The 25,058-nt window shown below is 48.9% G+C and carries 20 protein-coding genes; 17 read left to right on the forward strand and 3 right to left on the reverse strand.

From position 1 onward, the window contains the following. Nucleotides 1-58: 58 nt before the first annotated feature. The 3 genes from rpsF to rplI are packed head-to-tail and all read left to right on the forward strand — an operon-like array spanning nt 59 to nt 1,131. On the forward strand, nt 59-424 hold the full coding sequence (rpsF, locus tag BGX14_RS13835; protein ID WP_073306398.1) for a 30S ribosomal protein S6: 366 nt from the start codon (nt 59-61) through the stop codon (nt 422-424). Beyond that, entirely contained in the window at nt 424-675 is a 252-nt protein-coding gene (gene rpsR / locus BGX14_RS13840) for a 30S ribosomal protein S18 (protein WP_073306396.1), read from the forward strand. Before rpsF ends, rpsR begins: the two co-directional genes overlap by 1 nt. Before the next feature lie 9 nt (nt 676-684). Next, on the forward strand, nt 685-1,131 hold the full coding sequence (gene rplI / locus BGX14_RS13845) for a 50S ribosomal protein L9 (protein WP_073306395.1): 447 nt from the start codon (nt 685-687) through the stop codon (nt 1,129-1,131). A 308-nt stretch (nt 1,132-1,439) separates the two neighbouring features. Here rplI and ilvN read toward each other — a convergent pair whose 3' ends face one another. Together ilvN and ilvB are read right to left on the reverse strand one after the other, a co-directional pair. Continuing rightward, complete coding sequence (ilvN, locus tag BGX14_RS13850; protein WP_073306060.1) at nt 1,440-1,952, reverse strand: acetolactate synthase small subunit; 513 nt, start codon at nt 1,950-1,952, stop codon at nt 1,440-1,442. A 1-nt stretch (nt 1,953) separates the two neighbouring features. Then, nucleotides 1,954-3,678 (reverse strand): biosynthetic-type acetolactate synthase large subunit, encoded by a 1,725-nt coding sequence (ilvB, locus tag BGX14_RS13855; RefSeq protein WP_073306061.1) that lies wholly within the window; start codon nt 3,676-3,678, stop codon nt 1,954-1,956. Nucleotides 3,679-4,301: 623 nt separating this feature from the next. Between ilvB and radC the strand changes: the two genes are divergently transcribed. The 7 genes from radC to BGX14_RS13890 all read left to right on the forward strand — a co-directional run bounded on the left by radC (nt 4,302) and on the right by BGX14_RS13890 (nt 14,043). After that, entirely contained in the window at nt 4,302-5,021 is a 720-nt protein-coding gene (gene radC / locus BGX14_RS13860) for a DNA repair protein RadC (protein ID WP_073306062.1), read from the forward strand. Between the two features lie 105 nt (nt 5,022-5,126). Continuing rightward, nucleotides 5,127-7,775 (forward strand): OmpA family protein, encoded by a 2,649-nt coding sequence (locus tag BGX14_RS13865; RefSeq protein ID WP_095880194.1) that lies wholly within the window; start codon nt 5,127-5,129, stop codon nt 7,773-7,775. 281 nt (nt 7,776-8,056) lie between these two features. Further along, nucleotides 8,057-8,728, forward strand: coding sequence for a type 1 glutamine amidotransferase (locus BGX14_RS13870; protein ID WP_073306064.1), 672 nt, complete (start codon nt 8,057-8,059; stop codon nt 8,726-8,728). Nucleotides 8,729-8,732: 4 nt separating this feature from the next. Then, nucleotides 8,733-10,043, forward strand: a complete 1,311-nt coding sequence (gene bioA, locus BGX14_RS13875; RefSeq protein ID WP_073306065.1) for an adenosylmethionine--8-amino-7-oxononanoate transaminase — start codon at nt 8,733-8,735, stop codon at nt 10,041-10,043. An 18-nt stretch (nt 10,044-10,061) separates the two neighbouring features. Continuing rightward, nucleotides 10,062-10,775, forward strand: coding sequence for a dethiobiotin synthase (bioD, locus tag BGX14_RS13880; protein WP_073306066.1), 714 nt, complete (start codon nt 10,062-10,064; stop codon nt 10,773-10,775). A 521-nt stretch (nt 10,776-11,296) separates the two neighbouring features. After that, complete coding sequence (locus tag BGX14_RS13885) at nt 11,297-13,318, forward strand: RNA degradosome polyphosphate kinase (RefSeq protein ID WP_198951215.1); 2,022 nt, start codon at nt 11,297-11,299, stop codon at nt 13,316-13,318. Continuing rightward, nucleotides 13,315-14,043, forward strand: a complete 729-nt coding sequence (locus BGX14_RS13890; RefSeq protein ID WP_095880196.1) for an ethanolamine ammonia-lyase reactivating factor EutA — start codon at nt 13,315-13,317, stop codon at nt 14,041-14,043. Before BGX14_RS13885 ends, BGX14_RS13890 begins: the two co-directional genes overlap by 4 nt. Here the strand turns inward: BGX14_RS13890 and BGX14_RS13895 are convergent. Beyond that, complete coding sequence (locus BGX14_RS13895; protein WP_095878741.1) at nt 14,027-14,986, reverse strand: IS30 family transposase; 960 nt, start codon at nt 14,984-14,986, stop codon at nt 14,027-14,029. The genes BGX14_RS13890 and BGX14_RS13895 overlap by 17 nt on opposite strands. Nucleotides 14,987-15,141: 155 nt before the next feature. On the opposite strand from BGX14_RS13895, the gene BGX14_RS13900 reads away from it, so the two are divergent. The 7 genes from BGX14_RS13900 (at nt 15,142) to BGX14_RS13930 (ending at nt 25,058) form a co-directional block, all read left to right on the forward strand. Then, a complete protein-coding gene (locus BGX14_RS13900) occupies nt 15,142-15,342 on the forward strand; it encodes a hypothetical protein (RefSeq protein WP_095880197.1) in 201 nt (66 codons plus the stop codon). Nucleotides 15,343-15,495: 153 nt separating this feature from the next. After that, nucleotides 15,496-17,712 (forward strand): NADP-dependent isocitrate dehydrogenase, encoded by a 2,217-nt coding sequence (locus tag BGX14_RS13905; protein ID WP_095880198.1) that lies wholly within the window; start codon nt 15,496-15,498, stop codon nt 17,710-17,712. A gap of 94 nt (nt 17,713-17,806) precedes the next feature. Next, nucleotides 17,807-18,511 (forward strand): SMC-Scp complex subunit ScpB, encoded by a 705-nt coding sequence (scpB, locus tag BGX14_RS13910; protein WP_078775709.1) that lies wholly within the window; start codon nt 17,807-17,809, stop codon nt 18,509-18,511. Then, entirely contained in the window at nt 18,508-21,108 is a 2,601-nt protein-coding gene (gene mutS, locus BGX14_RS13915; RefSeq protein ID WP_143394266.1) for a DNA mismatch repair protein MutS, read from the forward strand. The genes scpB and mutS overlap by 4 nt, the downstream gene beginning before the upstream one ends. After that, entirely contained in the window at nt 21,098-21,622 is a 525-nt protein-coding gene (locus tag BGX14_RS13920) for a hypothetical protein (protein ID WP_095880200.1), read from the forward strand. Before mutS ends, BGX14_RS13920 begins: the two co-directional genes overlap by 11 nt. A 66-nt stretch (nt 21,623-21,688) precedes the next feature. Next, nucleotides 21,689-23,590: a GAF domain-containing SpoIIE family protein phosphatase gene (locus tag BGX14_RS13925; protein ID WP_095880201.1), complete on the forward strand. Its 1,902-nt coding sequence runs from the start codon at nt 21,689-21,691 to the stop codon at nt 23,588-23,590. Nucleotides 23,591-23,711: 121 nt separating this feature from the next. Beyond that, on the forward strand, nt 23,712-25,058 hold the full coding sequence (locus tag BGX14_RS13930) for a GntR family transcriptional regulator (protein ID WP_095880202.1): 1,347 nt from the start codon (nt 23,712-23,714) through the stop codon (nt 25,056-25,058).

The raw sequence follows: 25,058 nt of genomic DNA on the forward strand, positions 1-25,058 counted from the left end.
TGAAAATGGGGCCCTCCTGTGGCCATGGTGGTTACGGGCTGAAGTCCAAAGGGATTTTATGAAACAATACGAGACAATGGTGGTTCTTGATGCCATGCTCTCTGACGACGTGATTGCGTCCGAAGTGCAGAGCTTTGCCGAAAAGATTACCGCTGCTGGCGAAATTCTTCGTCGTGACGACTGGGGCAAGCGCAAGCTGGCTTATGAAATCAACCACAAGACTCACGGCTACTATGTCATTTTCTACTACAAGGCGGAATCTTCCGTTGTGGATACCTTGGAAAGAATTTTCAAGCTGGACGAAAATGTCCTCCGTTGGATGACTCTTGCAGATTATCCGATGACGGATATTATTTATGACAAGAACTTGAGCCAGACCGAAGACGTGACTCCGATCGACGCAGAAGAAGGGGAGGCTGAATAATGGCTTTTGAAGACAAGAAGAACAATTCCCGTGTTCGCCGCAAAAAGACTTGCTGGTTCACCGAGAACAAGGTCGCATTTATCGATTACAAAGACGAAAAGGTCCTTCGCCGTTTCATCTCTGAACGCGGCAAGATCATTCCCCGTCGCATTTCCGGCACGAGTGCCAAATATCAGCGCATGCTCGTCGAAGCTATCAAACGCGCCCGTCACATGGCTATTTTGCCGTTCGTTGCAGACACTCTGCGCTAAGGAGCAAAAATGGAAGTTATTCTGAAAGCCAACGTGCCGAATCTCGGCAACATGATGGATGTGGTTAAGGTGAAGAACGGCTACGCCATGAATTACCTTATCCCGAACAAGCTTGCCATCCGCGCTACCGAAGAAGCGAAAAAGAAAATCGCCGAAAATCGTGAAGCGATGGAAGCTCTCTTTAACAAGGAACTTGGCAAGGCGAAAGAACTTGCAGCAAAGCTCGCAGAAGTGACTGTCAACTTTTCGCGTCGCGTTGTGGAAGGCGATCGCCTTTATGGTTCTGTGACTGCCGCCGACATTGCGGACGAACTCACCAAGCAGGGTCTGAAAATTACCCGTGCTCAGGTTGCTTTGGCGGAACCTCTCAAGCAGCTTGGCAATTACCCGGTCAAGGTAAACGTCTTTGGTGAAGTTTTTGCCGAAGTGAACGTCTGGGTCGTCAAGGCCGACTAATTCCTTTTTTTTGAAAGAAAAGGCCGCTCCGTGTGGGCGGCTTTTTTGTATTGAGAAAAAGGACAGGTTTCTTTATGTGTCGTTGCGGAAGCGCAAACCGCTAAAGTTCTTCAGATCGCTATAACGAGCGGGGTAAGCGATTTGAAATGGCGGAAGTCTCGGATTGGCGAGAGGACACTCGGATCAAGCTGTCGGCAACATCGAAAAGACGATGGCCGGGATGTCGATCTTCCCTGAAAGCTTTTGATTTTTTTGCGATAAAAAAGAGACCCCGCGGGGGAGTCTCTTTCGCCAAAAACGGGATTTGCTTAGGTGATCGCTTCGCCTTGCAGCATGATGACCTTTCCCGTGCGGATGTATTCCAGCACTTCGAATTTGTCGAGCAGATGCTTCATCGCGTCGATTTTGTCCGTGTTGCCGGTAATTTGAATGATCATCGAGCTTTCCGTCATATCTACGGTTGTCGCCTTGAAGTGGTCGCAGTATTGGAGAATTTCGGTTCTCTGCTCGGCGCGGCACTTGACCTTGATCAGGGCGAGTTCCTTTTCCACGGTTTTGGAACCGGTGTGATCCTTGGCCTGGATTACGTCCACGAGCTTTTCGAGCTGCTTGATAATCTGAACCAGAATTTCCGGGTTTCCGTGCGCAACGATGTTCATGCGGCTGAAGTCGGGGTTCAGAGTCGGCGAAACGACGAGGGAGTCCAGATTGTAGCCACGGCGGGAAAATACGAGGGCGATGCGCACCAGGACGCCCGGGCGGTTGGCGACGAGTAGGCTCAGGCAGTGAGCGGTTTCTTTTTTTGCATTTTGTTCAATCATATTAGGTACTCCCTGTCGGCTTTTCGAGCTGACCTTTGGGTTGTTCCGTGAGCATTGCGGTAAGCGGGGCTCCTGCCGGGATCATCGGGAAGACGTTGTCTTCTTCTTCGCATTCGCAATGGATGAGGACGGGACCTTCGTTGTATTCGAACGCTTTTTGAATGATCCGTTCGGCATCGGCGGAACGTTTGATGCGCAATCCCTTGATGCCGTAGGCTTCCGCCAGTTTTACAAAGTCCGGGTTGCCTTCCATGCTCACAGAAGAATAGCGCTTGCTGTAGAACATATCCTGCCACTGGCGAACCATGCCCAGGTATTTGTTGTCCATGACAAAAATTTTGATGGGCAATTTGTGGATGGCTGCGGTCGCCATTTCAAATTCAGTCATTTGGAATCCGCCGTCGCCCGCAAAGCAGCAGATGGGCCAGTTTGATTCGGAACCGATACCGATTGCCGCACCGATTGCCGCGGGGAAGCCGAATCCCATCGTGCCTGCGCCGCCGCTCGTGATGAACTGGCGCGGATAATCCGCCTTGAAGAACTGGGCGACCCACATCTGGTGCTGCCCGACATCTGTCGTGATGATGGCTTTGCCCTTGGTGAGTTCATATACGGTAGAAACGATGTGCTGCATCCGAAGCCCGCCCTGCTTGGGGTAGGTGAGAGCGTAGCGTTTCTTGTATGTCTGGATGGTTTTCACCCATTCGTCCGTGTCCAAGCGGGACACCAGCGGCAGGAGCTGCTCCAGAACAAGCTTGGCGTCGCCGCAGAGGAAAGCGTCCGGCTGCAGGATTTTGCCTTCTTCGGCGGGATCGATGTCCAAATGGATGATGGTCGCGCCTTTGCAAAATTCTTCCAGCTTGCCCGTAATGCGGTCGTCAAAGCGGGAGCCGATGCTCATAATGAGGTCGCATTCCAGAAGAGCCTTGTTCGCATAGGCTGTGCCGTGCATGCCCACCATGCCAAGGGATAGCGGGTGGGTTTCAGGGAAAGCTCCCAGACCGAGAAGGGTTTCCACGACGGGGGCGTTCAATTTTTCAGCGAGTTCCTTCACCTGGCGCGATGCGTTGGAAATCAAAGCGCCGTGCCCGACAAGAAGAACCGGCTTTTTCGACTTTTTCAGCAAAGCTGCGGCCTTTTCCACGGAAGCGGTATCGGCGTGGGTCGGAATTTTGTAACCGGGCAGATGGATTTCGTCGGAGAAAGAAGCCGAGCAGTTTCCTGCGGTCACGTCTTTGGGAAGATCGATGAGGACGGGACCCGGGCGACCGGTGCGCGCAATGTGGAACGCTTCCTTCACAATGCGGGGAAGATCGTTCGGATTTTTGACGAGGAACGAATGCTTGACTGCGGCAAAAGTCATGCCGCTGGTGTCGCATTCCTGGAAAGCGTCCTTGCCGAGATTGGGAGTGGTCGTTTGTGCGGCGAGAACGACGATGGGCGAAGAGTCCATCAGGGCTGTATAGATGCCCGTAAAGGTGTTGGTGGCGCCGGGTCCGCTCGTGACGAGAACGACACCGACTTTTCCTGTCGCGCGGGCATAGCCGTCGGCCATGTGGGTTGCGCCCTGTTCATGGCGAGAAAGGACCATCTTGATGTTGGAATCAAGAAGAGCGTCGAAAAGAGGGATCGCGGATCCGCCCGGGTAACCGAAGATTGTATCAACGCCTTCGCGCTTGAGACAGTCGAGGATCACTTGTGCGCCGCTTTGTGCGTGATTTGTCATGTTGTGTCTCGAATGTTGAATGTTTTTCGATGCGGAAAATATAGAATATCTTTTGTTGAAATGGAATTTTGCCGGAAAAATATTTGATTTTTTGATTTTTGATTTTTTGGAAAAGTAAAATTTGAATGAAAAATGGCTGATTTTTTGGAAAAATGATTTTTTGAACTTTTGTTTAAAATGAAAAGCGTTTTTAAAATGGAAAAATTTGCTGTTTTGGGAAAAACAAAATTGGAAAAATGCGGTTTTGGAGCGACTTATGGGTTGTTGTCTCTGCTGTTAAAAAGGATGTTTTGTGAAAAAATTGCTTTTTGATGGGATGTGTACAATCTTCTACCAAATACTCGCTGTTGTTTTTTCAAAGCGGGAACTTTCTTCCGCAAGGGTAACTCGGTTCTTAGTTCTCAGTTCCAACTCCCCGCTCCCCACTCCCCACTCCCCACTCCCCACTCTCAACTCCTAACTTCGTGGAAGGCCTTTGTGGGTTCTGAAAATTTTCCCGGAAAATTTAATCGTTAAAAAAATGAAAATCGAGGTGGATATTTTTCCGCCATAAGCGTTTTAAATAATGTCGAGAAGACGCTTTGCAAAATTTTGGCTCCGTTTGGAGTACGATTGGAGGAACGATGATTGTCTGTGAAAAGGAAAATCTTCCGCGGGAACGCTTGGAACGGAGCGGTCCAGAAGGGCTTTCTACGGAAGATTTGCTTGCTTTGGTTCTGGGGCGGGGAAACGCCCGGAAAAATGTTTTCGCTCTTTCCGAGGAATTGGCGAAATTTCTTTCTCAATCGAGCCGTCGCCCGACGCTTGCGGAACTTTGCCGCATTCAGGGGCTGGGAAAGGCGAAGGCCGCGCAGATTCTCGCTTGTCTGGAATTGTCGAGTCGCTTTTTTATTGGCACCCAGATGACGAGTATTACGACACCGGCTCACCTGGTCGCCCGCTTGTCTTTTCTCAAGTTCAAGTCGCAGGAATGTTTTACGGTAGTATCTCTCAGCAGTGCCAACGGTGTTTTGGGAATTCATCTGATTACGGAGGGGCTTGTAAATAGTACCCAGGTTCATGCGCGGGAAGTCTTTGCCGAAGCGATACGCGACCGGGCGACGGGAATCATTCTGGCGCACAACCATCCATCGGGTTCTTTAATGGCGAGCGAGAACGACAAGGCGGTCACGAGATCGCTCAGCGCGGCTGGTCGGCTGTTGGATATTCCTATTCTGGATCATCTGATTATCTCTTTTCGGGGTTATGTCAGTTTAAAAAGGGACTTTCCGGAGCTTTTCGACGGCTATTTTCCCGAAACTTCTGAATCCGTATGTAAAAATAGAGAAACGAAGTTGCGCTAAAACAATTTGGGAAAGACAAAAAAGTTGTTTCTAACTATCTTTGAATGCAGGATTGTGGCTCGCCGGGGTCGGCGAGTTGAGGATTGGTTTAAATAAGGAGAACCAATGAAAAAAGGTATCAAGTGTTTAGCGCTGCTTGGATTATCGGTTTCAGTAGCTTTTGCTCATGAAACCTTTAACCGGGACGCGCAGCTCGGCTTCGATAAAACCTATTCGGCTCAGTCGATGAAACATGGCCAGTTGGGAATCACCGTTTTGGGAGACATTTCCAATGACAAGGGCGTTTTTGACGGCGGGGAATACTATTCCAATACCGGTCGTAACCGTATTGCCGAATATTATGGCGGAAGTGCCTATATCGGTATGGCGTTTGGCATGTTCGAAATTGTGGACGTGTCCATTATGCTTCCGTATTACTACGACCACATCGGTTTTGATGACTATACAGACGAAACGGAAAAAATTTCTGCGGGCGATGCTGCCAATCAAGGTTATTTGGGCAATTTGCGCGCCAGCTTGAAATTCCGCGCGCCTCTTCCCGAAGACCAGATGTTTGACATCGCTCTTGTTTTAGGTGCGGACTTCCCGACGACCGATGCGAACAAGCGCGGCATCTGGATTCGTCGTCCGGATTATATCAATAAGGATAAAGGCGTCGGGTATGCGTTTGGTTCGAACCAGTCCATTTTCCGCACGACCGCTGCTGTGACGATGGACCTCCGCAAAATCGATGCGGCTCCGCTCCTTTTCCATTTGAACGGCGGTTATCGTTTTACGGTCGGCAATGACGAATTCCCGAATTTCTTCTCCTTTGCCGCGGGCTTGGAAGTCTATCCGCTGCCGGTCGTTTCGATTTTCGGCGAATACTACATGGATATTGCCGACGGCGACTACAAGATTATCGACAATATGGGTATGAACGAAGCTTCTGTGGGTCTGGTGTTCCATATCGGCTCCCATCTAGACCTTCAGGTCGGCGGTCATTTCGCCATTTCCAAAGATTATACGAAGGCCCCGGTTTCGGGCGGATTCTCTCATGACGGCTCTCACCATAATTCCAATGGCACACAGGAAAAAGTGTGGCGCTACAAGACCCGCACAACGCCCTCGGCTTACGGCTTTGGCGGCATTACCTGGTCTGGCTTCCTCATCGACCCGGATAGGGATGGTGACGGCGTTCCCGATAGCGAAGACAAGTGCCCGGATGAAGCTGGCGACAAGCGCAATGACGGTTGCCCTTGGGCGAATCCCGACTTGGATGAAGACGGCATTTGCGATTCTTGGGTTGCAGAAAAAGGCTTGCATGCGGAATTTGCTGACATTTGCGAAGGGATTGACAGATGCCCGAACGAACCGGGGAATGGTTCGGACGGCTGCCCGCTGGATAATCCGGATGTCGATGCCGATGGAGTTTGTGATCCGTGGGTAGCGCAAAAGAATATGTTGGCGCAATTCAAGGGTGTTTGCGAAGGAATCGATGAATGCCCGAGCCAAGCTGGCGACATTGCGTTCAACGGTTGCCCCTCCAAGAATCCGGACCCGGATCAAGACTCGATTTGCTCTCCGTGGGTAACGGACGAAGGCCGCCTTGCGGACTTTGCCGATGTTTGTAAGGGTTACGATATGTGTCCGGGAGAAGCGGGTCCTGTGGCTAACAAGGGTTGCCCGTGGCCTGATCCGGATGTGGATGGCGACGGTCTCTGCGACGCATGGGTGACGGAGAAGGGCCTTGGCTACTTCTTTGAAAATCCGACCGACCCGAACGTAAAACAGTGCAAGGGCGTCGATAAGTGCCCGGCGGAATACGGACCGGTTGAGAATGACGGTTGCCCGCTGGAAAATCCGGACCCGGATAAGGACAGCGTCTGCTCTCCGTGGGTCTCTGAAAAGGATATGCTCGATGATTACAAGAGCGTTTGCACCGGCGTCGATAAGTGCCCGAACGAAGCTGGACCTTTGGCCACAGGCGGTTGCCCGACGGAAGATCCGGACGTGGATAAAGACAGCGTCTGCGACCCGTGGGTAACGCAGAAGGGAATGCTCGACGTGTTCAAGGATGTTTGCACGGGTCTCGACAAGTGTCCGTATGATTCCGGCTCCGTGAAGAACAACGGCTGCCCGCTGGACAATCCGGACTCCGATAATGACAGCGTCTGCGATCCGTGGGTGACGCAGAAGGGAATGCTCGATATGTTCAAGGATGTTTGCACGGGTCTTGACAAGTGCCCGCTGGATTCCGGCTCGGTTTCGAACAACGGTTGTCCGCTAGACAATCCGGACTCCGACAACGACGGTGTCTGTGATCCGTGGGTGACGCAGAAGGGAATGCTCGATATGTTCAAGGATAAGTGCACGGGTCTCGACAAGTGCCCGTATGAAGCCGGTTCCGCCGCCGCGGATGGCTGCCCCGTCGAAGATATCAAACTGGAAGTTTACTTCTCGAGCGGAAAGTCGAAGCTCACCGCTAATTCAAAGAGAACCCTCCGCGAATTGGCCAAGAACCTGAATTCGAAGGAACGCAAGAACGAACGTTACCAGATCCTCGGTTATACAGATGACCGCGGCAAGGAAAGCGCTAACTTGAAGCTTTCTCAACAGCGGGCCAATGCGGTCGTCACCGAATTGGTGAAGAACGGCGTTGACAAGAGCCGTTTGGAAGCCGTCGGTAAGGGTGAAGCGGATCCGATTGCGGACAATAGCACTGCAGAAGGTCGCGAACTGAACCGCCGCATCATGATGAAGCGTATTCAGTAAGATTGACTTCTCGAGCGGGTTCTGAACGGACTCGCCCGGAATGAAAAAAGACTCGGTGTTGCGCCGGGTCTTTTTTTGTGTACAGTGGACTCTCGATTTTGAAAAGCTACTTTGTTTGCAAAATTTTTATCGGGAATTTTCAAATGGCGATTTTTACAGCGTGCATTGCTTTCTTGATGATTTATAAGGCTTTATAGACATTTTCATTGTTGTATCCGTTTCCAAGTTTATCGGAAAGTGCTGCTCTTTTCATTCAAAGGAGTGATTTCTATATTGCAAGCATGGAATCCTATATATTTCAGCATGTTGCATTTGAAGGATCCGGTGCCATTCTCCCTTATTTGGAATCCCTCGGACATCACGTCCATCTGGTTCGGCTTTATGCCGACGAAGAACTTCCGCAAGCCGCCGATGTGGATTTTGCAGTCCTGCTGGGCGGCCCCATGAGTGCGCTGGACGAAAGCGAATATCCGTTTCTTGCCAAAGAAAAACAGTTTTGCCGTGAAATGTTTGCAGCGAATAAACCCTTGTTGGGAATTTGTCTAGGCGCACAGATTTTGGCGAATGCTTTCTTCGCTCCGATTCGGCAGAATCCGGAAAAGGAAATCGGCTGGTTTCCGGTTGTTTTTGAAAACGGATTTTCGATAAACGTGTTTCATTGGCATGGGGAAACTTTTGATATTCCGGAATATGCGATGCCCTTGGCGTATAGCGAAGGATGCCGAAATCAGGCTTTTAAAATCGGTCGAATGATGGGGCTGCAATTCCATCTGGAAACGACGGAGGAATCCATGCGGGCGTTGTGGGAAAATGCGGCGGATGAATTAGAGTCGGCGATTTCTTCAAAAGCAAAATATGTGCAGACAAAGGAGCAAATGCTTGCTGCGGGAAAACGATACATTCCGCAGGCGAACGCTCTGTTGAAAGAATTTTTAAACGCCATTTTGGTATAGGCAAATGAAAGAAATTCTTCAATTTGATAATGAATATCTTTGGCATCCGTATGCGGCTTTGCGGAAAACGCCGGCCCGTTTTTTAGCGCTCTCGGCGAAGGGGACCAAAATCCAGACGGCAGAAGGCCTGGAATTGATTGATGCGGTTTCAAGTTGGTGGTGCATGGCTCATGGGCATAACGCTCCCGAGATAGTCGAAGCGATTCAGGCGCAGAGTCGAAAAATGTGCCACGTGATGTTCGGCGGATTTACGCATGAACCGGCAATTGAATTGGGAGAAAAGCTGGTCTCGTTTTTGCCGAAAGGGTTGAATAAAATTTTTTATGCGGACTCGGGAAGTATTGCTGTGGAATGCGCGGCAAAAATGGCGGTTCAGTATCAATATGCCAAAGGTCATCCGGAAAAGTGCAAATTGGTGGCACTCAAAGGTGGTTATCATGGCGATACGGCGGGCGCTATGGCTTTGAGCGATCCAGATGGAATGCACATGCTCTTTCGGGGAATTATGCCGCAACATTATTTTGCGGAGCGTCCCTGTTCGCGGGCGGACGGTGCTTTTGACGAAGCGGATTTTAAGTCGATGGAAAAAGTTGTCGCTTTGCACGAAAAGGAAATTGCCGCTGTGATTTGCGAACCGGTTTTTCAGGGCGGGAACGGCATGTGGCTTTACCATGCGGAGTACTTGAAACGCCTGCGAAAACTGTGTGATGAAAAAGGCATTCTATTGATATTTGATGAAATCGCTTCGGGGTTTTATCGAACGGGACCGCGATTTGCGATGGAACATGCGGGCGTTTTGCCGGATATTGTTTGCATAGGCAAGGCTCTTACAGGAGGAAGCATCACGCTTGCTGCATGTGTGGCTTCGGAAATGGTGGCGGAAACCATCACGGAGAGTAAAATTTCGGCGTTTATGCACGGCCCGACTTATATGGCGAATCCTCTCGCTTGTGCGGCTGGAATCGCCTCGCTGAATTTGTTTGCAAATAGGGATTACCGTTTGGAAGTTGCCCGCATTGAAAAGCGCTTAAAGCAAAATCTTTTGCCGTTGCGAAATCTTGAAAATGCAAAAGACGTGCGAGTTCTTGGGGCGATAGGCGTTTTGGAATTGAAAGCGAAGCCCTCTGCGGAAGACGTTTTGAAAATTATTCGGAATACGGGAATTTGGCTGCGACCGTTCTGCAATTATGTTTACACGATGCCGCCGTTGATTACGACCGATGCGGAATTGGATAGGATTTGCGAAGCGATTCGTTTGATTGGCGAATGTGAACCTCAGCCGTCTAGCGATGGCGATGATGAATTTCATGAATAAGGATTGCATACAAAGGAAATGAAAAACGGATATTTTGTTACAGCGACGGGCACGGATGTCGGTAAAACTTTTGTCACCGCTCTTCTGGTCAAAAAATGGCGGGAATCGGGAATCGATGCGGGCTATTACAAGGCGGCTTTAAGCGGCGCGGAATATATAAACGGCAAATGGGTCGCTGGCGACGCCGATTACGTCAAGCGAATTGCAGGTCTTCCCGACTCCCAGGAAGAGCTGGTCAGTTACATCTATAAGGAAGCTGTTTCCCCTCATCTGGCTGCCCGCAAGGAAGGCAATCCGGTGGAACTTTCCAAGGTCAAGGAAGATTTCAACGCGGCAGATGGCCGCCATGAATTTATGTTCGTAGAAGGCAGCGGTGGAATCATTTGCCCGATACGCTATGACGAAGCTGATGCGGCGTCGGCATGCGAGAAAATCGTCCCGGATATCGCCGGCCAAAAAATTTTTCTGACGGATATTATGAAAACGGTAAATCTTCCGCTTTTGATTGTGACTACCGCTGCTCTCGGAAGCATAAACGCCTGCGTTTTGACCGTTGAATACGCTCGTCAGCAAAAACTTGAAATTCGAGGAATTATCGTGAATCGCTACGGCGCAAGCGGCAACCTGCAAATGGAAGACGATAATATCTTCATGATGCAGGAAATGACGAATCTCCCCTTACTCGCCAAAATAAAACAAGGCGATACCGACCTAGGCACCGCCCCATTCTAAAAGTTTGCGGATTTCTAGCAAGGTTAGCATCTGCTTATCAACTCTCCCAATTTGCTTGGTTAGCGACTAGTGATTAGTGCCCTTCGACTAGTTCGACAGGCGGTTACAGAGCTGTGCACTAACCAGCGGCAGCTGTGCTTCGACTGGCTCAGCAACCGGCGGTCCTTGAGTTTATCGAAGGGCAGGGATCGGTTGGATGTATAGGAGAAACGGCTAGCCAGAATGCAAAGTGCCTCGCAGTCTGCGAGAAGAAATTCATCCTGTGAAAGAAAATGCCCATTTTGAAAAAGAGTTTCCCTCTTACAAAAAGAAATCTCACCCTTAAGTGTTAATTTGTAAACAACTTGTAGAAATACAAGAACGCTTAGCAAAACGCCATATCCCCCGCAACACCTGGGTCATCACATTCTTTAGAACTACATAAACAACGCCCCAATTTCCAAATAGAATTTTACAAATTCTTTTCATTTCCTTTTCAACAAAAACACTTCCTTTTCTCACTTGCCTTTTATCTTTAAAGCATGATGAAAAAAACGAATTTTGAAAATTTCACAATCGAACGGGATGTCAGCTGGATGTTTTTCAACCATCGCATTCTGGAAGAAGCGCAAAAGAAATCGGTTCCCCTGCTGGAACGCCTTTCTTTTCTCGGCATTTACTCCAATAACTTGGACGAATTTTTCCGAGTTCGCATGGCCTCCCTCAACCGTTTTAAGGAATACGCCAAAAAGCAAAGCAAGTCGGAATACGCTAAAATCTGCCAGACTTTGAAAATTATCAATACGCTGAACAAACAATACGCCAAGGAATACGAACAAATTATCCTGCAAGTGCAAAATGCCTTAAAAGCAGAAAAAATTTTTCTTCTGAAAGAAATGGAATTAAATGGCGAACAGCAAGAGTTTATTCAAAAATTGTATTATGAAAAATTGAGCGGCTACATTTCTCCGGTTTGGCTGAATACGTTAAAAGGTCTAAGCAATACGGCGGATGATTGCGTACATTTGGTTGTGCAAGCCGACGAAAAATTCGCCCTTATGGAATTACCTGTTTCTAAATTCGGGCGCTTTATCCGGCTTCCAGATAAAAACGACAAAATTTGCCTTATGTATTTGGACGATGTGGTGCGAGTTTGTCTTCAGGGAATGGGATTTAAAACATTTTCCGCATATTCTTTCAAATTTACGAAAGACGCCGAAATCGAAATCGACAACGATTTTTCGACAGGTTTTGTGCAAGAAATATCCAAAGGCGTCAAGAACCGGAAAAAGGGCGAGCCGATTCGCGTTCTTTATGACAGCAGCATGCCCAAAAAGGCTTTGGAAAAACTGCTGGAGAAATTGAAAATCGATAATCTGGATACGGTACTTGCTTCGGGAAGATACCAGAATCACAAGGATTTGATTCGGTTTCCCGATTGTGGCCGAAAAGATTTGAAATATCCCCTTTGGCAACCGATTCGCAAAAAGGAATTTGAAAGCGAGAGTACGCTGCAACTGGTTTCTGAAAGAGACCGCTTTATTCACGTTCCTTATCACAGTTTTGATTCTTATATCCAGCTTTTGCGGGAAGCAGCGATTCATCCGGAAACCAAGAGCATCAAGACTACACTCTATCGGCTGGCAAAGGATTCCCAGGTGATTCAGGCTCTGATGTGTGCGGCGCAAAACGGGAAAAAAGTGACGGTCATTATCGAGCTTTTGGCACGCTTCGACGAAACTTCCAACATCAACTGGGGCAAAAAGATGAACGAAGCGGGAATTCGCGTGATTTACGGTGTGCAAGGTCTTAAAATTCACAGCAAAATCACCTATATCGAATCCAAGCAAAAAAGCGTCGCTGTCATTTCTACGGGAAATTTCCACGAAGGCAACGCCAAAGTTTATACCGATTTTTTGATGATGACTTCCCGAAAAAATATTGTAAGCGAAGTGGCCAAAGTTTTCGATTTTATTGAACGGCCATACAAACCCGTCAAATTCAAGGAACTCATCGTCAGCCCCAACGACATGCGCAAAAAACTCCTGCATTTGATTGATGTAGAAATCAAGAACAAACAGGAAGGAAAAAACGCCTACATTCTTGGAAAAATTAACCATGTCGTAGATTTGAAAATCATCAAGAAATTGTACGAAGCCTCCAATGTCGGCGTTTCCATTCAAATGCTTGTCCGCGGCAATTCCTCGGTGATGACAGGCATTCCTGGAATCAGTGAAAATATCCGATTCCAAGGAATTATCGACAGGTATCTGGAGCATTCCCGCATATTGATTTTCTGCAACGGCGGCGATGAAAAATACTTTATCGGTTCTGCCGATTGGATGCCCAGAAATTTCGACAAACGCATTGAAGTTCTCGCACCCGTTTACGATGAATTGTTGAAGCAGGATTTGAAGCGCATCGTTTCCTTTGGACTGAAGGATTCCAAGCAGGGTCGCATTGTCGATGGCTCTGGAAAAAACTCTAGCGTTGAAAATCCCGAGGGCAAAAATTTCCGTTCCCAAGAAAAGCTCTACGATTTTTATAAAAAGGAAAATAAATGACAGAGAAAACGTTGAATCTGGCGGCAATCGATATCGGTTCCAACGCGGCAAGGCTTTTGATTAAATCCCTTTCAGAGGAAAAGGACGGGATTCATTTTTCCAAGCTTTTGTTTTTGCGGATTCCACTCCGATTGGGAATGGACGTATTTTCCTCGGGAAAAATTTCCGACGAAAAAAAATCCCATTTTGTTCACACGATGCAAGCGTTCGCCCATCTGATGAAAGCCTATAACGTCCAGTGTTACAAGGCTTGCGCCACTAGTGCTATGCGGGAAGCCAAAAACAATCGGGAAGTTTTAGAGCTGGCACGTCAAAAATCCAAGCTGAAAATAGAACTGATCAGCGGCGAGGAAGAAAGCCGGATTATCTATGAAAACCATTTGAATCTGCTGCAACTGAAAGGCCATTTTTTATTTGTGGACGTGGGCGGAGGATCGACAGAAATCGCCTTGATGATGGACGGCATCAAAATTGCAAACGCTTCTTACAATGTGGGTGCCATTCGACTGCTAAAGGAAAACGCCGATGGGGAAGAGTTGAAAAAAATGGAAAAGGAATTGCGGGAGATCACGCAGGAATGTTCCAACCTGACTATTATCGGATCCGGCGGAAACATCGGTAAAATTTACCGCATCGTTTCTAAATCGAGAAAAGACGACGATATTATCCCCATTGAAACACTGGGCGGATTTTCGTCGCTAACGCGACTTAGGTTTGTAGTTTAACTTGCGTATAAATATACTCTAAAGGGGTCATAAAGTCAAGCCTTTTTCGAGGCCTGTTGTTCAGTTTATCCTGTATCCAGCGAACTTTCCGGGGAGAGATTCCCTTGAACGACTCCTTCTTGGGAAGATATTGGCGTATTAGACCGTTCATGTTCTCGTTGGCACCGCGCTCCCAGGAGTGGTACGGGTTCGCAAAGTAGTAATCCGCCTTCATAGCTTTCGCTATTTCTGCGTGACAGGCGAACTCCTTCCCGTTGTCCGAAGTGATTGTGAGAATCTTGACTTCGAACGTTTTCTCAAAGTCCTTCAGCGCCCTCACAAGCGTTCTCTTCAGGTCTTTCGCGTTCTTCGTCGGAAGATACCTTATCAGGCTGTAATTCGTCATCCTGTCGTTGATCGTGAGCAGGTTCGCGTCATGGTCCGCGCTGTTTATCAGGTCTATCTCGATGTCGCCTACGCGTGATTTCTCGTCCACGATTGCCGGACGTTCCTCGATGGGCACGCGGCCTACAATCTGGCCTCTCTTGTCCTTCTTCTCCCCGCGCTTACGGTATGGTTTCTTGCCGTGCCGCAAGTGCTTCTTCAGGTCCTCGTCCTTGTTCACATGCCTGTATATCGTGGCGACGCTAGGGACACCCATCCCATCGAGTTTCGCGCGTCCGTTCACCTGTTCGGGAGAGTAGTCTTCCTTGATTTTCCCGTCCACGATTTTCCAGTCGTCCTCGTCGTAGTCGTAATGCAGGTGACTTGTCGCGGCAAGGAGGTCTGCCCGTTCCTGCGACTTGACCGGGTCGTAATGCTGGCGGCCGCCGCCCCTGTTTAGTTCCCTGTAGATTGTGGATTTGTGGACCTTCAGCTGCAAGGCTATGTTTTTCGGGGGGATCTTTGCCGCATTGAGCGCTCGTATTTCGTATCTTTGTGCTTGGTTGAGACTCACCGCCATGTCCTTTTTTGGTAGAATCGGCAAGGTAGAAAAGTTTCGGCCAGGTTCCCCAGGGGCTAGCCCTAGGGAACTTTTTTTCTTCCCGATTCAACCTATATCAGTCGCATTGACGGTGAAAATTCGCGCTGGAAAAATTTTACCAAAAAATCCGCAAAATGGAAATTGAAGAGCGGATGCGCCTGTATGATTTGAAATCCGATCGTGCCGACGTGATAGAACCTGCGGCCAAAATTTTTTTAAGAATCGCCAAATGCAGCGGCGCCAAGCAAATTCTGGTTCCGAATTTGGGGCTTACGGACGGTTTGATAAGCGAACTCGGACGACAGTATTTTCGAAAGGGAGGGGATCTCTTCTAAAAGTTCATTTTTAAAAAGTTGCATTCGAGAGGCTTGGGTTAGGGACTCGTTTAGAAGGGGTTGAAATTTACATAATTGTAAAAGTTTCTTGTCCTTTGCAAAAAAAGACCGCATTGAAGATAGGGATTGCGCATAAGTTTTTATCTTTGAAACATGAATACCAAGATTTATTATACCCTTACCGACGAGTCTCCCTTTTTGGCGACTCAATCTCTTTTGCCTATTTTCCGCTCTTTTGCTAAAGTGGCGAATATCGATGTGGAAACAAAAAATATCTCTTTGGGTGCGCGTATTTTAGCGGCTTTTGCAGAACGTTTGCCCGCAGAAACGTCGTTTTTTAAAATGCCTGTTTCCGACGACTTGGACTTTTTGGGAAAGCTTACGCAAGATTCTCAAGCCAATATCATTAAATTGCCGAATATCTCCGCATCGCTTCCTCAGCTCAAGGCGGCGATTGCTGAACTTCAAAAGAATGGTTACGCCGTTCCGGATTATCCTGATGAACCGAAAAACGCCGAAGAGCAAGAAATCCAATCTCGCTATGACAAGATCAAAGGTTCTGCGGTGAATCCTGTTCTTCGTCAAGGAAATTCGGATCGCCGGGCTCCGCAAGCCGTAAAGAATTACGCCCGCAAGCATCCCCATTCCGACGGCGTTTGGAATGAATCTGTCAGGACTCATGTTTCGAGTATGACCGCGGATGATTTTTATGGAAATGAAACTTCTGTGACTTTGTCCGAAGCGGATTCTTTTAAAATTGAATTTGTTTCGGAATCGGGTGAAGTGAAGGAATTGCGCCCGGCCAAGCCGCTTCTCGCAGGTGAAATTTTGGATTCCACGGTGATGCGCATGAAAAGTCTGGAGCGTTTTATCGCGGAACAGATGGACGATGCCAAAAAACAGGGTGTGCTTTTCTCGGTGCATTTGAAAGCGACGATGATGAAAGTTTCCGATCCCGTGATGTTTGGTGCATTTGTACGCATTTTCTTTAAAGACGTCTTTGACCGTTATGCGGATTTATTCAAGGAATTGGGCGTCAATGCGAACAATGGATTGGGCGATCTTTACAAACGCCTTTCGGGAAATCCTCGGGAAGAAGAAGTCAAGGCGGCAATCGATGCGGCTTTGGCGCAGGGACCGGATTTGGCGATGGTCGATTCCACCAAGGGGATTACGAATTTGCATGTGCCGAGCGACGTGATTATCGACGCTTCCATGCCCGCGATGATCCGCAACTCGGGCTGTATGTGGAATAAGAATGGCGAATTGCAGCAGGTCAAAGCCTGCATTCCGGATCGCTGCTATGCGGGAATTTATGACACTGCGATTGAATTTTGCAAAAAGAATGGAGCATTCGACCCCAGTACGATGGGGACGGTTCAAAATGTGGGTTTGATGGCTCAAGGTGCCGAGGAATACGGAAGCAGCGACAAAACGTTTATTGCTACGGGAGCAGGCGAGATTCACGCCGTCAATGGCGAAGGCAAAATTCTGCTTGCGCAGAAGGTGGAAAAGGGCGATATTTTCCGGATGTGCCAAACGAAAGACGCTCCTGTTCGCGATTGGGTAAAGCTTGCCGTGAATCGCGCCCGGACTGCCAAGATGCCTGCAATTTTCTGGCTGGATCCGCAGCGTGCCCACGATATGGAAATCCGGAAGAAAGTGGAAAAATATCTGAAGGAACACGATTTGGAAGGCCTTTCCATTTCGATTCTTTCGCCGACGGATGCGATTTTTGAAACCATGACTCGTGCCAAAAAAGGCTTGGACACTATTTCGGTGACAGGCAATGTGATGCGGGACTATCTGACGGATTTATTCCCAATTTTGGAAGTCGGCACTTCGGCCAAGATGCTTTCCATTGTTCCGTTGATGGCGGGCGGCGGAATGTTTGAAACGGGAGCTGGCGGAAGCGCTCCGAAGCAGGTTCAGCAATTCCTTGCCGAAAATTATTTGCGCTGGGATTCCTTGGGCGAGTATTTTGCTTTTGCGGCTTCCTTGGAACAAGTGGGAACGCCAAAGGCGAAAGTGCTTGCCGATGCGCTGGATAAAGCGAACGAAAAAATTCTGGAAAACAATCGCACTCCGGAACGCAAACTCGGTGGACTCGACAATCGCGGTTCTCATTTCTATTTGGCGTTGTATTGGGCGCAGGAACTGGCTGCGCAGACTGCCGATATGGCCATCGCGGCACATTTTGCTCCGGTCGCAAGAGCCTTGGAAGCGGGCGAAACGGAAATTGTGGATGCTTTGGCAAAGGCGCAGGGCGTTCCTGTGGATGTCGGCGGCTACTATGTGACGGATCCGGACGCTCTGAAAAAATGGATGCGTCCCGTTGCACAATTCAATGCGATAATCGACGGCATTTAAGCGTTTTCGCACTTCGGCGAGAGAAACGAGGAATCAAGGTTTCTAATGGGAAATCTTGATTTTTTTTTTCGTTAAAATTTCCTACATTAGCGGCATGGTAGAAGATGTATCCAAAGAATTGAAAGCGGACAGCGAAGAAGCCGCCGAGCTTCCTAAAATTGAATCGAACGAAGATTTGGCGCGTATTGTGCAGGCGTTGGTGTTTGCGTCTCCGGATGTGGTGACCCTCAAAAAACTGAAAGAAATTATCGGCGATTTTTTGGATTCCAAAACCGTTGCCGAAGCACTTCGATTGGCCAATGACAGTTTGAACCGGATGGATTCTCCTTTTGAAATTGTGGAACAGGCTGGCGGCTACCGCTTTCGTACCCGCGCCCGATATTATCCGTGGGTTCGCAAATTGTTTCCGGATGCAAATTTGCGCCGACTTTCGCAGGCCGCTTTGGAAACGCTTTCGATTGTCGCGTATAATCAGCCGATTACCCGAGCCGAGCTGGAAAAAATTCGAGGCGTTGCTTGCGACGGACCGTTGAAAAGTCTGTTGGAAAAGAAGTTGATCGCTCTGGGCGCCAGGGCGGAAACCATCGGCAATCCTTATACTTATGTGATTACGGAGGATTTTCTCAAGTATTTCGGCATCAACAAGATTCCTGAAGATTTGCCGCGTCTGCGAGAATTCCAGGATCTTTTGAATGCCAACGAGATAGTTCCTAACTATGCGCAAAACGATAAGCCGGATTCGCCCAAACCGCCGGTTTCTAATCCTTCGCAAATTGAACTTTCTATGGGGACGTCGTGAGTTGCACACCATTGATGAAGCAGTATTACGAGATTAAGGCTCAGAATCCCGACTGCATTTTGTTTTTTAGAATGGGCGATTTCTTTGAACTTTTTGAAAATGACGCTGAAATCGCTTCTAAAATTTTGGGGCTGACTCTGACCAGCCGGAATAACGGGGCTTCGGGAAATACGCCGCTCTGCGGTTTTCCGCATCATGCTTCCGAAAGATATTTTCCCAAGATGGTTGCTGCGGGCTACAAAGTGGCGGTGTGCGAACAGGTGGAAGATCCGAAACTCGCCAAGGGAATTGTCAAGCGCGCGATTGTAGAAATCATCAGCGCAGGAACTTCGATGAACGAAGCGATTCTGGATGCAAAGGCCGCCAGCTATCTTTGTGCGATTCTTCCTCAAAAAAATACGATTGCTTTTTCCTTTGCTGATGTGACGACGGGATATTTTGCGGTTTCCGAATCGCCGATTCCGAATTTTGAAAGCGAACTCGCCCGCAGAATGCCCAAAGAAATTCTTGTCCCGGCGGGAATGGATTTGCCGCAATCCATTGTAGAATTTGCCCGCAGCGAAAACATTCTTTTGACGACGGTCGCCGAAGAGCATTACGAATGGAAGCGGGCGTCGGAAGTCATTGAAAATCATTTTAAAGTAACCAGCCTGGAATCGTTGGGCTTGGACGGGCAAGTTGAAAAGACGCGGGTTTCCGGAGCGATTCTCTGGTATCTGATCGATCAGAAAAAATCGGAGCTTTCGCACATTACGCATTTGGAACTTCTGGATTTGGGCGAATACATGGTTCTGGATCCATCGACCCTTCGCAATTTGGAGCTGGTGCGCCCGCTGAATGCAGACGATGTCCGCAGTACGCTGATGTTCGTGCTGGATTATACGGTGACGGCGATGGGGGGGCGAAGGCTTCGCGAATGGATTTCGCACCCGCTGATTTCTGTCCGGAAAATTGAAGAGCGTTCTGAAGCGATTGCGGAACTGGTTGCAAATCCGATTGTTCTAGATGAACTCAAACTGGCTCTGCGAGAAATTCTGGACATGGAACGCCTTTTGGGGCGAGTCGGCAGCGGTCGTGCAAATGCCCGGGATCTTTATGGTTTGGGCAAATCGCTTTCCAAGGCGGTCAAGGTTGCCGAATCGCTTTCGTCTTTGAAATCGCCGATTTTCCACGCTCTTGCCGAAACGCTTTTGTCCGCCGAGGGCAAGGGCGACGATATTTTGAAAATTCTCAACGACGAGTTGCCCATTACCGTGCGAGAAGGCGGAATGATTCGCACCGGAGCGGATGCAGAACTGGATAGGATGAATGCGGAAATCCAGGATCGGCGGGAATGGATTGCTTCTCTTGAAGCGCGGGAAAGGGAACGCTTGGGCGTAAACACTTTGAAGGTCGGCTACAACCGGGTTTTCGGCTATTACATCGAAGTTTCCAAAATCCATTCGGACAAAATTCCGCCGGAATATATCCGCAAGCAGACGACGGTGAACGCCGAACGTTACATTACTCCCGAAATGAAGGAGTGCGAAACGATTATCTCTAGTGCGGAAAGTCGCATTCACGATGCGGAATACCGCATATTTTGCCGCCTTCGCGAATCGGTGAATGCCGAGCGTCACGAACTGCAGCAAATCGCCGAAGCTGTTGCGGAAACGGATGCGTTTTTCAGCCTTTCGGTGGCGGCTCGCAAGCGCGGCTATGTGCGCGCGGAAGTCTTTGAAGGAACCGGCATCGAAATTCGGGGCGGTTTTCATCCGGTCATCGTTTCGGCGAATCCAGACTTGGCTTTTGTTCCGAATGACGTTTCCCTGTCTCCCGATGCGCATCGCATGATGCTGATTACGGGACCGAATATGGCGGGTAAATCCACTTACTTGCGGCAGACGGGATTGATTGTGCTGATGGCGCAAATCGGTTCTTTCGTGCCTGCGGAATCGGCGAGAATCGGCGTTGTAGATCGCATTTTCACCCGCGTTGGTGCCAGCGACAGATTGTCCCGCGGTCTTTCCACTTTTATGGTGGAAATGATTGAAACGGCGAACATTTTGCGCAATGCGACAGAAAAGAGCTTGGTGCTTTTGGACGAAATCGGTCGGGGAACCAGCACGTTTGACGGGCTTTCCATCGCCTGGGCGATTTTTGAAACTCTTCACGACAATCCGAAACGCGCAGCGATTACTTTGTTTGCAACGCATTATCATGAAATGACGACATTGGCGGATTCTTTGGAACATGCGGGCAATTATCAGATCGCTGTCCGGGAAGATGGCGACAAGCTCATTTTTTTGCATCGGATTCTGGCGGGGGCTTGCGATTCCAGCTATGGCATTCATGTCGCCGAAATGGCGGGGCTTCCTTCCGAAGTGGTTCGGCGGGCCCGGAAAATTTTGCTCCGTCTGGAAAAGTCGCATATCGATCCCAGCGATGCCAAGCAGGTGGAAAAAATGCGGGAACAGCCGCAAGTGGATATGTTCGCTTCCCCGGATGAAGACACGCAGCTTTTGCTGGAAGAACTCCGGCGTTTGAATCCGGAAGAGATGACACCGTTGCAGGCGTTGCAGACTTTGACGGAACTGAAGGCGCACTATGCCAAGTGAAAGGACGTCCATTCATTTTACGGTTCTGGAAGATTACGTTTATGACAATCGCCTCAACGGGGATTCTTCCCTTCACGGGCTGGAGCATTGGCACCAGGTGGAGTTCAACGGCTTGATGCTCGCCAAAAAAACGCACGCCGATGAAACGATTATCCGACTGTTTGCGCTTTTTCACGATTCTCGCCGGGTTTCCGACGACTACGACGAATTCCATGGGAAATACGGAGCGGAATACGCCGAAAAGCTTCGGGCCGAGCATTTTTTTGATCTGGACGAAGAGCGGTTTGCGCAGTTGTTGCACGCCTGCCGTTTTCATACGACGGAAAATGCTTCCGGTGAAGCGACGATTGACACTTGCTACGATGCGGATCGCTTGGATTTGGGAAGGGTCGGCATTGTTCCTGCCCCGGAAAAGATGGCCACGAAATTTGGCAAAGAAATCGCTGGAAAATTGCAAAAAATCGCTTCGGAAAATCACCGCAGCTGGATTCGGGATTTTGCTCTGCATATTTGATTTTCTTACGGCAACGCCCCCTTTTTTCTTTTTCTTCCGAAGGCGTTTTTAATTATCTTTTGAAGCGTGCTAGAGAAAATTTTATATTCGCTGATTCCGCTGATTTCGGCATTTCCTTTGTTTATGATGCTTGTGGAAATGCATGGAAGGCGGCCATCTGGTCGGCAGTGGTTCTGGTTTGCTTTTTCGGTTGTTTTTTTTGTGTGGCATGGGGTTGTCGCCCGTTTTATCGCTCCGCTTCCCGAAACCCGCCCGCTTGTCCCGCTAGGGGATTTGCTTTTGATTTTTGCCTTCACCCTTCTTTTTATTCAGGAAGAAAACCGTAAGTCCCAGGAGCCGATTCAAAATACCTACATACTTAAAGGCTGCACTGCCCTTGTCGTCTATTCCGCAATTTTGATTCTCTCTTCCTATTGCGTCGATTCTCCGATATTTTTGATTCCTCTATTTGCGACGGCGCTTCTCGCTTTTTATTTCGACCGGTTGTATTCATCGATGTCGTATTATCCCAAGCCTCGTCTGCATTTGGTCTATGGCTTTTTCATCTTGTCCGTTTTTTTGGTTCTGCCCGTATTCCGCCTTTTTTTCCTGTTTCAGATTGCGTATGTTTTCGCCCGCAGGTATCGCAATTGGATTGCGCACAAGGATAGGATTATTGCCGCGCACGACGAAGAGCGCAAGGTCAATCATAAGATTGTGGCGAAAATGGGGGAGACGGTCAATGACTTTTCGGATTTGCACGAATCTTTGGCGCATTTTTTGGAAAACCTGGCCGAGGGTATTGATGCCAAGTCCGCGGCTATCTATGTGTGGGACGAACAGAACGGCCTTTTCCGCTGCTCGGATATCTACGGCGTTTTTTTCCCGCTGACCCGCGGCAACGAGATGAGCTTCACCCATGTCGAAGCGCTTCGGGAAATTGCGCTTGCGCAGAATATTACGGAACCGGACAATATCATTTGGACTTGCGGAATGTCGCAGACGGGAGCGTTCATCCCTTATGCCAATCAGGATTCTCGCATTCTTTCTTTGGAAAGCCGGGCAGCGAATATCCGGTCGGTCATCGTGGAACCGTTGAATTTCAACCAGCAGCTTTTGGGCGTTCTCGTGGTGGAAAATAAACTCTATGAACGCTATTTTTCGGAAAGCGATTACTACTTGGTACAGAACTTTGCGCATTATGCGACGATGATTCTCAAGGCGAACGAAGCGGTTTTAGAACGCCAGAATCAGGCGCGGACCCAGGCGGAGTTGCAGTTGGGGTTTCATATCCAGTCGGGACTTTTGCCGCACCGGATTCCGCAGTTCGAGGGCATTTCGCTTTCGGGTTCCATGACTCCAGCCAAGGAAATCGGCGGCGATTATTTCGATTTTTTGACTTTGCCGAACGGAAATTTGGGAATTGTCATCGGAGACGTTTCGGGGAAGGGCGTTCCCGCGGGAATGGTGATGACGACCCTCTACGCTTTTTTGCATGCGGAGTGCCGTTACTTTGTGAATACTTATCGGGCACTTGTCAATGTGAACGCGGAGCTTTCGGGCCGCATCGCAGAAACGATGTTCGCGTCGCTCCTCTTTTTTGAATGGAACCCGCGCACCAAGGCTCTGCATTATACGAGCTGCGGGCACGAGCACATTTTGCATTTCCGGCAAAAGGAGAATCGTCTGGACACCATCAAGAGCGGGGGAATTGCCCTTGGCATGATCGATGACAACAGCAAGATAATTCGCGAAAAGTCGTTGCTGGTGCAGTCGGGCGATATGGTGCTGCTTTATACGGATGGCGTCACGGAAGCGGTGAACGATAAACGGGAAATGTTCGGGCTTTCGCGATTGCAGGCGTTTGTGGAAAAGTATCACGGGCTTTCGTCCGAAGAAATTCGCATTGCCTTGCTGGACGAATTGAAGAACTTTGCCCACGGTGCGGCTTTGGCGGATGACATCACGGTTCTCGTGATGAAATTTTAGCTTGTGTTTGGATGGTTGGTAAAAATCCGGTTGTCCATTTTGGGTTTATGGCGTTTCCCATTTTGAAGTGAGGCTCGAGTTTGGCGACTTCTAAAAACGGCTTTGGTGAAGGAAATGAAAAGTGAAAGACGAGATTGTCAAATCCCTTTTGGAAATGCCGCATCAAGATGGCGATAGGCTGCCTTCGATAAGAATTTTGATGCAGACGATGCGTGCCGCTTCGGGAACGGTTCAAAATGCGATTGCTCTTTTGAAGGCGCAAGGTCTGGTGTATTCGGACCCGGGGCGAGGAACTTTTTGGGGACAGCGGCAGCGGGTGAAAATCGAAGTGCCGAATCCCGACGGGCGACAAACCCTTTGGGAAAAATTTCAGTCGGACCTCCGTTCGGGAGTTTTTTCTTCGAATATGCCGTTGCCGTCCAAGAAGGAATTGGCGGATCGCTATCGGGTTTCGCCGTACTTGTTGGAGCGATGTTTGCGGGATGCTTGCGCAAGGGGCTTTCTTGTTCGCGAAGGAAAACGGCGTTATACTTTTCCGAAGCAGGGGAAAAAGTCGGAGTCGGAAATCCTCTTTATCACGCGTTCGACTTCTTGGGGCGCTTTTCATCCTGTCAGCGAACGGGAAATGGATTTTTTGCGTTGCGCTTATCGGCTAGGAGCGGAAAAGCATTATCAGTTGCGGCTTCTCGGTTTTGATGAAAAATCGGGGCGTTTTGTAGATAGAAATGGCTGCGTTCATTCTCTTTCGGATTTTCCCCGTGCAGTCGGGGCGATGGTTTCGACGCTGCTGGTGCAAAAGCCGTTAAAGCTTTTGAATGCCTTGATTTCCGCCGGTTTTCCGATTTCAGTCTGGTGGGAGCATCCGCATTCGGATTTGGACGGGACTTTTTTGAAAAAGGCGGGATGGATGTTTTTCAATTCCGCTTTTGGAAAAAATCCGGGAATCGTCGTGGGAAAGCATTTGCTTCAAAAAGGTTTTTCTCGAGCGGTTTACATTTCTCCCTATCATGCGAGTTCCTGGTCTATGGATCGTTTGCAAGGGTTGAAAGAATGCGGGCTGGACATGGTTCCCTGTATCGATGAAAGGCATGCCAGTCCTTGGGATTTTCGCTGTTTAGCGAGTCAAAAAGGTCCGAAATTCAGCGTGGATATTCGGGCGAGGAAAATAGAAAAGGGGATTTTGAAAAAGCTGTTGAAAGACGCGCCAACACAAATTCCCTGGGTGACTGTTAACGATGAAGTCGCCGGACTTTTGCGCGAACTGGAAGAAGAGGGCGCTTTAAAAGAAATTCCGTATCTCGTCGGATTTGACAATTCTGCCGAAAGCTATTTGCTGCGGCTGGATTCGTTCGACTGCAATACGGAAAAATTGGTGGAGCAGATGTTTTACCATCTGGAACTGGGAAAAAAGGACCCTTTTCACAACGGCCTTTTGCGGGAAATTCCCGGAAAGGTCGTGGAAAAGTAA

Origin of the sequence: Fibrobacter sp. UWS1, from assembly GCF_002300445.1 — a bacterium.
GTDB classification, from domain to species: Bacteria; Fibrobacterota; Fibrobacteria; order Fibrobacterales; family Fibrobacteraceae; genus Hallerella; species Hallerella intestinalis.